The organism is Hymenobacter sp. ISL-91 (genome assembly GCF_018613725.1).
In the GTDB taxonomy this organism is placed as follows: Bacteria; Bacteroidota; Bacteroidia; order Cytophagales; family Hymenobacteraceae; genus Hymenobacter.
Genome location: NZ_JAGGPS010000051.1, coordinates 1 through 9,436, shown reverse-complemented (window position 1 = coordinate 9,436; position 9,436 = coordinate 1). Strand labels below are relative to the sequence as shown.

The window sequence follows — 9,436 nt, the reverse complement described above, 5'->3', positions numbered from 1 at the left end:
ACCCCACAACTGCCCGCTTGCCCCGGCAACAAGGGGGATAATTCGGTCCACATCTTATCCGTCAGTAGCGTGCGGTCTGCATTCATAGACGATGAACAGCCACTTAATTGAGAACAGTTCCTAGAGCCTGTTATGCACTGGTAGCGTAATTTGGGGTATGGCACAGCAAAGCGGATACCCCAGTGACGTAACGGATGACGAATGGGCGTTTGTAGCGCCCTATTTGGCCCTGGTGCGCGAAGACGCGCCGCAACGGCAGCACGCGCTACGCGCCGTGTTCAATGCCCTGCGCTACCTGGTCAAAACCGGCTGCGGCTGGCGTTACCTCCCCCATGACCTGCCGCCCTGGCCGGCGGTCTACCAGCAATGGGCCCGCTGGCGGGATAACCGCTGTTTTGAGCATATGATGGCCGATTTACGCGAACTGGCGCGGGTGCTGGCTGGCCGCAAGGCCGAGCCCACGGCCGTGATTCTGGACTCACGCACGGTGCAGAGCACGCCCGAAAGCGGCGCCCTCGCCGGTTACGACGGAGCCAAGCGACGCAAGGGTAGCAAGGTGCACGTAGCCGTCGATACGCTGGGCCACCTGCTGGCCGCCGTCGTCACGCCAGCTAATGCGCCGGACCGCGGGCAGGTGGAGGCACTCTGCCAGCGGGTGCAGCAGGTCACGGGCCAAAAGGTACAAGTGGCCTATGTAGATCAGGGCTACACGGGCGAAGACGCCGAATATGCCGCGGCCGTGCACGGCATTGACTTACAGGTTGTTGTCAAGACTGAAGGCCAGACTGGCTTTGTGCTGCTGCCCCGCCGCTGGGTCGTCGAGCGCAGCTTCGGCTGGGCCGCCCGCTTCCACCGTCTGGCCCGCGACTACGAACGCTTGGCCCTGACCATGCAGCAATTCCACTTCCTGGCCTTCGCTACACTCTTGCTGGCAAAAGGCGTTTTTCGAGCAACCAGTCCATAACAGCCTCTAGAACTGAAAAAGTACGGTGCCGCTCCTAAATCATCAGCAGGCAGATACCCAGGAAGAGCAGGCCGACGCAGTTGACGAAGCCGAACGAAAAGGCCTGATCGGGCCGTAGCTGGCCGGCCAACACTGCCCCAGCCGTGCCCAGCACTAGTACAGAAAGTAGCCGGACCAGCCGAAATGTATTAACGGTGAGGTGGCTGCCCCGCGATGCGCCCGACACTACCTGTACCGACCGGATCTTGCTCAACCACGGCGTTCGGGACACTTCCAGCAGGTCACCGACCGCCAGATCCACATTTTTCCAACCTTGGATGAGGGTATTGCCGGTAGAAACCGTGAAGCCGTAATTGCTTTGAAATTCAACCGTCCGGACATGTTCGTTTGTCAGTAGTGCGGAACGCTGGCAGTCCAGCAGCACGGCCAGTGCGAGGAATATGCTCACCACAGCCACCACTCGCAGCTTTGGCAGCGCCCAGGCAAACTGCTTTGCGTACAGCGTATGCAACGTAGGCGCCGGCGGCCGGCGGGGGCGGGCCGCCGGGCTATGGGCCCGGGGCCGTTGCGGCGCATGCGGGGCCGAGTCACGAGGTGTAGCTCGCCACTCCAGGGCGGCATCGTAGCTGGCACGACGGCTGGGGTTGCTCAGCACCTCGTAGGCCTCGTTCACGGCCAGGTACCGCGCGTGGGCGGCAGGGTCGGGCGTGCGGTCGGGGTGCGTCAGCCATACCAGCTTACGGTAGGCCTGCCGGATGTCGGTAGCCGAGGCGCTGGCGGGCAGGCCCAGTGTGGCATAGTGCGTACTCATGGGGCCGCGCTCAGCGCAACCACGGCTTCGGCTTGGTCCAGCACCCGGCGGGTGGCCAGTTCCAGCAGGCGGCGGTTCAGCTCGGAGCGGTTTTGGCGGTAGAAGGCCAGCTCCTCGTGCGTGAACTGGCCGGTTATCAGCCCGACCACCGTGTAGCGCAGCTTGGTGTTGCGGCCCAGCAGCCCGGCCAGCAGCCGGAGCCGGTCGGCGGGGGTGGCCGAGGCCAGCGGCACGTGATGGTCGCGCACAAAATCGGCAACTACGGCCAGCAGCAGCGGATTCTGGAGCTTGAGCACGGGCCGCAGGGTGGCGTGCAGAAAGTCGCCGGCCGTAGCAGAGGTGGTGGCGGTTTCGGCAGCTACAGTAGGGCGCAGGGCCTGCAGGGCAGCATCGGGGCGAGGGAAGTGAGGCATCGGGAGCAAGATAGAAGAACGCGGAACATTGCGCCCACCTTGAATAGTTGGCGCTGGTAGCAACAAAAAAAACGCCCGGCAGGCTGCCAGGCGTTTTCTACTCTCAAATCAGAAGCAGTGCTTAGTGCTGCACCAGCAGCTTCTTGGTGAGCGTGCCTTCCGAGGTAGTCAGGCGCACCAGGTACAGGCCGGGGGCTACCGAGGAGGTGGGCACCTCCAAGCCATCCTTCTGCAGGCGGGCCGCCGAAACAGTCTGGGTAAATACGCGCTGACCGAGTATTGAAACCAGCTCTACCTGCACCGGTACCGAGCTGCTTACCTGCGTACGGATCAGCACCTGGTTATTGGCTGGGTTAGGATAGATATCGAGAAGAGTGGCGCTGAGTTGCTTGTTGTTGGCAAGCACAACGGTTGGCATATCGAAGGCAATCTTCTGGTCGGTGAGGCTGTTGCTGCTGCCCTGGCTGGCGCTGAAGCCCATGCCGCGACGAGCGAATACACGCCAGATAAGAGCTGAGTTGGCGGCCTTGTTGTTGACCGAGTCGGCCTTCAGAATGGCGTTGCGGCCATCGATGAAGCCTGGACGGCAGGGCTGGAGCTTGAGGCCGTCGATTACCAGCTGCAGGGCAATGTTGTTGCCGCCGGTGCTGGCCTTAAGGTCGGCGTTGTAGCCATGCTTGGCAATCAGCTCCCAGTTCAAATCCCAGAGCGTAGTGGCCCAAACGTAGCCGATAGCGTGTACCGGGTTGGTACCGTCGGCGGCGGTAGCGTAGCTGCCGGTGCCCAGCAGGGCATAGGTAGCGGGGTTGATTTTCATGTCGGTGCTGTAGCGGGTAGGCCGGATGCCGCCACCATCAGTGGCCTCAAAGGAGGCGTAGGTGCCAATGCCGCGGCCCGTAGTGCTCACGTCGCCGGGTTTGGTGGTCATCCAGAGTGCGAAGAAGTCGCTCCAGCCCTCGCCCATCTGCTCGGCGCTGTTCAGGCAACTCACGTTGGGGCCACCGGTCAGGCGGCTCGAAATGCCGTGGCCGTATTCGTGGGCAACAATGCCATTGTCGAAATCACCATCCCGGTAAAACACTTCGCCCGAGGCCGAAATGGTAACCTCCTGGCCGGCGCGAGCGGCAATCTTTAGCTTTTCGCCTTCGTTTTTAGTGATGAAGATCGACGGAATCCGCAAGCCAATGGTGTCGGGAGCCGAACCACCCATGCGGGTAAGGGTAGTAGAGTTCGGAATGCTGTCCATCATGATAACCATGCGGGCACCGGCGTTCTGAGCGTTCTTGATTTTGATGGCGAAACCACACTTGCCACGCTCAAGCAGGGCAATGTTGCCGCTAAGGGCAGCTGCATTCACGAGGGGCGAGTTGCAGCCGCGCTCGGGCTTGGCCGAGCCATCATCGGCTACAACCAGCTTGCCCGTGATGGGGCCCACGGCCTGCAGGCTGCGGCCCAGTGAGCCTTCCAGCGCGTTCAGCGGTCCGGCCAGTGTGCTGGGAGCCGTAACGGCCACATTCAGCTCCGAACGGTCCCACAGGTACATCTGCATGCGGGGGCGGCCACCATCGAGAGGCGTCGAGAAGTTGGCGTTGTTGAGCCGGACAGGCGAAGCTGTAGAGGCGTCCTGCGCTTCAGCCTGCACGTAGTCGGCTCCTTTGCCCTGGCCACTGTAGTTGTTCGCCTGGAAGTTTCCGCTGGCCTCGTCGAAGCCTTTTTGAGCCATTACGTCGTGCATCAAGTTGTTCCAGAAGAACAAGTTGGTGATGGCGAGGTCCCGGTTTTTCTTGGCAGGGGCGTTCTTCGAATCATCAAATGGATAATCGAAGATCAGGTCTTTACCGCCGTCGGGGCTGTAGTTGGCGCCTGCGGTGTTGTTGTTGTTGGACGCGTCGTCGTAGGAGTGTACGTTGTTGCCGCGCGTGGTCGTGTGCTCAGCACCGGCTGTGCCATCGGTATCATGCCAGCCGAAGGGCGAGTACTTCGCGTCAGCGGGGTCGGTAACTACCTGCCGCGCACCATGGATGGGGCTCTCAACCGTCAGGGGCCACACGTTGTAGCTGTTGGGCGTGGCCGTAGGCCGGGCCGCCGTGGCCGGCGTAGCCTTGATGGCAGCCGCAACCGTTGCCTGGGTCAGGGGCCGGGTCAGGTTCAGCATGCTGAAATCGTCCGACACCGTGTAGTCACTCTTGTCGAGCAGCACGCCCGACGAGGCATCTACCCGGGCGTTCCAGTAATGGTCGCCGCTGAGCGGGGCCAGCGTAACATCCCACACCAGCCGGAGCGAGCCATCGGCCAGGGGCAGGTACATGAGCTTGGCCGGAATCTTATCCAGTGAAATGCCTCCGTTGCTGAACTCCATGCCCTCGGCGGCCGAGCCGGCCTTGAGCACCGTAAGGTTGCCGGGTGCGGGCATGCCCAGCGCCCGGGCGGCGGCTCCTACCGCCTGCTGGGCCGAAAGGCCCGGCGTGGGGGCCGCACCGCGGGCAAGTACTTCGATGCCGGGCCGGAAGCTGCTGTGCAGGCTTACTACTTTCCCGGCAGCCGTCAGGTGCACGTTGGCTACGGCACCGTATACCTCAATGCCCTGCACACGCTGGCGCAGATACACGTGGGTGACACCATTGCGGGCGTCGGTGTACTGGCTGGTAACGGCCGCGTCGGCGGCATCGGTGGCTACCAGGCCGAGGCTGGCTGCGCGGTTTTGCAGCGCCTGCAGCCCCCGGTTGTCGGAGGAGGTGGCATTTTGGGCGGCAGCCAGGCCGGGCAGGGCCAGCAGGGCCGCAACGGCCAGTGCCCGGGCCGCAGGAGTAAAAGTTGGGTTCATTAAGCGGGTGTAAAGAGGTGCAGAGCTACAGAACATAAGCCGAGGTGGCCGTCCTGATTCCAAATTTACACCCAGCCAGGGCATTGTTTAGCGAAATTTTTAAAAAATATTATGTCATTTTATATATTTTTCAATAGGCCGGCGTATCAGATAGGTTTTTCACGGTTCATAGCACTAATGAATTCCCACAGCACCACGCCAGCCGCCACGCTCACATTGAGGCTGTGCTTGGTGCCGAATTGCGGAATCTCGATTGCTGCGTCGCATAATGCCAGCACCTCATCTTCCACCCCAAACACCTCGTTGCCCATCACCAGCGCGTAGGGCTGGCTGGCATCAATAGCAAAGTCGGGCAGCAGCACGCTGGTAGTCGTTTGCTCCACGGCTATCAGCTTGTAGCCAATGGCCTTCAGCTGGTGCAGCACTGCTGAGGTAGTGGGCGCATACTCCCAGGCGACGGAATCGGTGGAGCCCAGGGCCGTTTTGGTGATGTCGCGGTGGGGCGGGCGGCCCGTAATACCACAGAGCCAGATTTTTTCCACTGCAAAGGCATCGGCAGTGCGGAAGGCCGCCCCCACATTGTGAAGGCTGCGCACGTTGTCGAGCACGAGGGTAAGGGGGAATTTTCGCGTATTTTTGAAGTCGGCCACCGTCAGCCGGTTCAGTTCATCCATCGAGAGTTTGCGCATCGGGCAAAGGTAGGAACGCCCGCCGGGCTGCTGGGTGTTGGGAGGAAGCAACGATGTAGGGGCGGGGCTTGTCCCCGCCCGCCGTTCGGGCCGCGTGCATGGTCGAGCGGAATCAATGAAACGGCCCGACTGGCGCAGACGGCGGGCGGGGACAAGCCCCGCCCCTACACCGGCAACTATACAACAGTAACTGAAATTGAAAGTCATCAAAGAAAAGAAGCCCGTTCGCACGCACGGCACGCTGGGGCCGGCCCCGGTGGCCGATACGCCGCTGATGAAGCAGTACCAGCAGCTCAAGCAAACCTACCCCGGCGCGGTGCTGCTGTTCCGGGTAGGCGACTTCTACGAAACCTTCGGCGAGGATGCCGTCACGGCCTCGCGCATCCTCGATATCACGCTCACCAAGCGCGGGGCGGGCACGGCCTCCGAAACCCCGCTGGCCGGCTTCCCCCATCACTCGCTCGATACCTACCTGCCCAAGCTGGTGCGCGCCGGCCAGCGCGTAGCCATCTGCGACCAGCTCGAAGACCCCAAGCAGGCCAAGGGCCTGGTGAAGCGCGGCGTAACCGAGCTGGTAACGCCCGGCGTGAGTTTGCACGACAACGTGCTGGAGCGCCGCAGCAACAACTACCTCTGCGCCGTGCATTTTGGCAAGCAGGAGGCCGGCGTGAGCTTTCTCGACATCAGTACCGGCGAGTTTCTGGTGGCCCAGGGCACGGTGGAGTACCTGGGCAAGCTGCTCCAAAATTTCCAGCCGGCCGAGGTGCTGTTCTGCAAGAAAAGCCGGAGCGAATTTGAAGGCCACTTCGGGCCCGATTACTGCCACAACGCGCTGGAAGAATGGGTGTTCGGCCACGACTACGGCTACGAGCAGCTCACCCGCCACTTCAACACCACCTCGCTCAAGGGCTTCGGCATTGATGGGCTGCGCGAGGGCATTACGGCCGCCGGGTGCATTTTGCACTACTTGGCTGAAACCAAGCACACCGACGTGGGCCACATCGGCAGCATCGGGCGGCTGGAGGAAGACAAATACGTGTGGCTGGACAGGTTTACGGTGCGCAACCTGGAGCTGGTGCAGGCCCAGCACCCCGGCGGCGTGCCGCTCATCGACATCCTCGACCAGACCATTACGCCGATGGGGGCGCGGCTGCTGCGCAAGTGGGTGGTGCTGCCGCTCAAGGAGCCCGCCCAGATTCAGCGCCGCCTCGATACGGTGGAAGCCCTGCTACAGACCCCCGAGCTACTAGAAAACCTGCAGCAGCACCTGCGCCAGATAAACGATTTGGAGCGGCTGATTTCCAAGGTGGCCGTGCGCCGCATCAACCCCCGCGAGCTGCTGCAACTCGCCCGCGCCCTCGAAGCCATCGGCCCCATCCGCGACGAGCTGGCCGCTTCGGGCGTGAAGGCGCTGCAAAAGCTGGCCGACCAGCTCAACCCCTGCGCCGCGTTGCGCGAGGAAATCCAGACGAAAATCCGGGAAGACGCGCCCATTCTCACCAACCAGGGCGGCGTGCTGCTCGATAACATTGACAAGGAGCTGGACGAGTTGCGGGCTATGGCCGGCTCGGGCAAGGACTACCTGTTTCAGCTCCAGCAGAAAGCCATTCAGGAAACCGGCATTTCCTCGCTCAAAGTGGCCTACAACAAGGTGTTCGGCTACTACCTCGAAGTCACGAATGCCCACAAAGACAAAGTACCCGCCACCTGGATTCGGAAGCAGACGCTGGTGAATGCCGAGCGCTACATCACCGAGGAGCTGAAGGTGTACGAGGAGAAAATCCTTCATGCCGAGGAGCGCCTGTTCATCATCGAGCAGCGCATCTACACCGAGCTGGTGCTCACGGCGGCCGAATACGTGCCCCAGGTGCAGCAGAACGCCCGCGCCATCGGCGTGGCCGACTGCCTGGCCTCGTTCGCCGCCACCGCCCGCCAGCACCGCTACGTGAAGCCCGTCGTCGACGACTCCACGACCCTCGACATCACGGCCGGCCGCCACCCCGTCATTGAGCGCCAGCTGCCCCCCGGCGAGCAGTACATCCCCAATGACCTGCGCCTCGACCAGGACGAGCAGCAAATCGTGGTGATTACCGGCCCCAACATGGCCGGTAAATCGGCGTTGCTGCGCCAAACGGCCCTGATTGTGCTGCTGGCCCAAATCGGCTCCTTCGTACCCGCCGACGCGGCCCATGTCGGCGTCATCGACAAGATTTTCACCCGCGTAGGGGCCTCCGACAACCTAAGCAAGGGCGAAAGCACCTTCATGGTGGAGATGACCGAAACGGCCAGCATCCTCAATAATTTGTCGGATAGAAGTCTGGTGCTGATGGACGAAATCGGGCGCGGCACCAGCACTTATGATGGCATCAGCATTGCCTGGGCCATCGTGGAGCACCTGCACAACTCGCCCCGGGCCCGGGCCAAGACGCTGTTCGCCACCCACTACCACGAGCTCAACCAGCTGGCCGCCGACTGCCCGCGGGTGCGCAACTACCACGTGGCCGTGAAGGAGGCCGACAACCGCATCCTGTTTCTGCGCAAGCTGCGCGAGGGCGGCTCCGAGCACAGTTTTGGCATCCACGTGGCCCGCATGGCCGGCATGCCCGCGGCCGTGGTGCTACGAGCCAACGAAATTATGCACCACCTGGAGCAGGAGCGGGCCTCCACCGGCCTGGAATCCGACCAGCCCACCGAGTTCGACGATTTGTTGGTGGGGCTCAATGATGATGCGGACGACGTAACCGGCGGCAAAGTGGTGCCCCTGAACGGCCACGCTGAAACGCCCGCAGCCGCCCGGCCAGCCGGCCCGAAAGCCCAGCCGGCGGCCGCCGTGCACTCGGCCCCACGCCCCAGCTTACAACTCAGCATGTTCGAGCCCGCCGACCCGGCCCTGGAACGTCTGCGCGAACTGCTGACGCAGCTCGATGTGAACACGCTGACTCCAATTGAGGCCCTGCTCAAGCTGAACGAGCTAAAGCTGGCAGTAGGCGGCGGCAAGTAGCGCCCGGAACCGGCGGCCCGGCTCAGCTTCTGGCTGTTTGGGCCGCTGGGTCGGGGCTCGGTTGGGCTATGGCCAAGCTAGGCGACGAAAAATTTTCTGGCTGACAATCAAAGCAAAAGCCTTTAAATGGCCCTAATCAACCGGTTTTTTTACAGGCAGGGCTTGACTTCAGGATTTGCTGTACTACCTTTGTCACACCAAAACGCTCCAGGGCGTTTGAATCTCAAGCGAGAGTAGCTCAGCTGGTAGAGCGCGACCTTGCCAAGGTCGAGGTCGCGAGTTCGAACCTCGTCTCCCGCTCCAACACGAAAAACCTGCCCCATCCGGCAGGTTTTTTCGTTTCTTGCCGGTATGGCTAATACCCGCAAGTGTCTGAGTACCGACGCTGAGTTTCAACAGGCCGTAGCCGAGTGCCTCTCGGTGCGGCAGGTGCTCAGCCGCATCGGGCTGGTGCCGGCCGGCGGCAACTACAAAACCGTGCATGCCCGCGTGGCCCGGTTGGGGCTGGATACGAGCCATTGGACGGGGGCGGGCTGGAATACGGGGGCGCGGTATAAAGCCTTTGGCCGAAAGGCTACGCTGGAAGAAATACTCGTACGAAATTCTGCTTATGCTTTTACCCATGGGCTACGTGGCAGGCTGCTTAAAGAGGGATGGAAGCAACACCAGTGTGAGCAGTGCGGGCTTACTGAATGGTGTGGACAGCCTATTGCATTAGGAGCTGTTCTCAATTA

At 61.9% G+C, this 9,436-nt stretch carries 7 protein-coding genes and 1 tRNA gene; 4 read left to right on the top strand and 4 right to left on the bottom strand.

Translation table 11 applies throughout. The features are described from left to right. Positions 1-157: 157 nt before the first annotated feature. Positions 158-964: an IS5 family transposase gene (locus J7E24_RS17295; protein ID WP_215139369.1), complete on the top strand. Its 807-nt coding sequence runs from the start codon at positions 158-160 to the stop codon at positions 962-964. Positions 965-998: 34 nt separating this feature from the next. On the opposite strand, the gene J7E24_RS17290 is transcribed toward J7E24_RS17295, so the two are convergent. The 4 genes from J7E24_RS17290 to J7E24_RS17275 form a co-directional block, all read right to left on the bottom strand. Further along, entirely contained in the window at positions 999-1,775 is a 777-nt protein-coding gene (locus J7E24_RS17290) for a J domain-containing protein (RefSeq protein WP_215139368.1), read from the bottom strand. Continuing rightward, positions 1,772-2,188, bottom strand: coding sequence for a hypothetical protein (locus J7E24_RS17285; RefSeq protein WP_215139367.1), 417 nt, complete (start codon positions 2,186-2,188; stop codon positions 1,772-1,774). The genes J7E24_RS17290 and J7E24_RS17285 overlap by 4 nt, the downstream gene beginning before the upstream one ends. Positions 2,189-2,309: 121 nt before the next feature. Beyond that, positions 2,310-5,012, bottom strand: a complete 2,703-nt coding sequence (locus J7E24_RS17280; RefSeq protein ID WP_215139366.1) for a T9SS-dependent M36 family metallopeptidase — start codon at positions 5,010-5,012, stop codon at positions 2,310-2,312. A gap of 146 nt (positions 5,013-5,158) precedes the next feature. Further along, on the bottom strand, positions 5,159-5,701 hold the full coding sequence (locus J7E24_RS17275; protein ID WP_215139365.1) for an RNA methyltransferase: 543 nt from the start codon (positions 5,699-5,701) through the stop codon (positions 5,159-5,161). Between the two features lie 274 nt (positions 5,702-5,975). Here J7E24_RS17275 and mutS point away from each other — a divergent pair, with 274 nt between their 5' ends. From mutS to J7E24_RS17260, 3 genes are all read left to right on the top strand, one after another. Further along, complete coding sequence (mutS, locus tag J7E24_RS17270) at positions 5,976-8,702, top strand: DNA mismatch repair protein MutS (protein ID WP_251047261.1); 2,727 nt, start codon at positions 5,976-5,978, stop codon at positions 8,700-8,702. Between the two features lie 227 nt (positions 8,703-8,929). Beyond that, positions 8,930-9,005: transfer RNA gene (locus J7E24_RS17265), tRNA-Gly, on the top strand. 48 nt (positions 9,006-9,053) lie between these two features. Beyond that, a partial coding sequence (locus J7E24_RS17260; protein WP_215139363.1) for a hypothetical protein occupies positions 9,054-9,436 on the top strand: 383 nt, incomplete at its 3' end.

What these genes read in the sequence shown, in the direction of transcription:
- J7E24_RS17290 (WP_215139368.1), bottom strand. Translation starts at nt 1,775, where the DNA reads ATGAGTACGCACTATGCCACACTGGGCCTGCCCGCCAGCGCCTCGGCT.
- mutS (WP_251047261.1), top strand. Translation starts at nt 5,976, where the DNA reads ATGAAGCAGTACCAGCAGCTCAAGCAAACCTACCCCGGCGCGGTGCTG.
- J7E24_RS17280 (WP_215139366.1), bottom strand. Translation starts at nt 5,012, where the DNA reads ATGAACCCAACTTTTACTCCTGCGGCCCGGGCACTGGCCGTTGCGGCC.
- J7E24_RS17275 (WP_215139365.1), bottom strand. Translation starts at nt 5,701, where the DNA reads ATGCGCAAACTCTCGATGGATGAACTGAACCGGCTGACGGTGGCCGAC.
- J7E24_RS17295 (WP_215139369.1), top strand. Translation starts at nt 158, where the DNA reads ATGGCACAGCAAAGCGGATACCCCAGTGACGTAACGGATGACGAATGG.
- J7E24_RS17285 (WP_215139367.1), bottom strand. Translation starts at nt 2,188, where the DNA reads ATGCCTCACTTCCCTCGCCCCGATGCTGCCCTGCAGGCCCTGCGCCCT.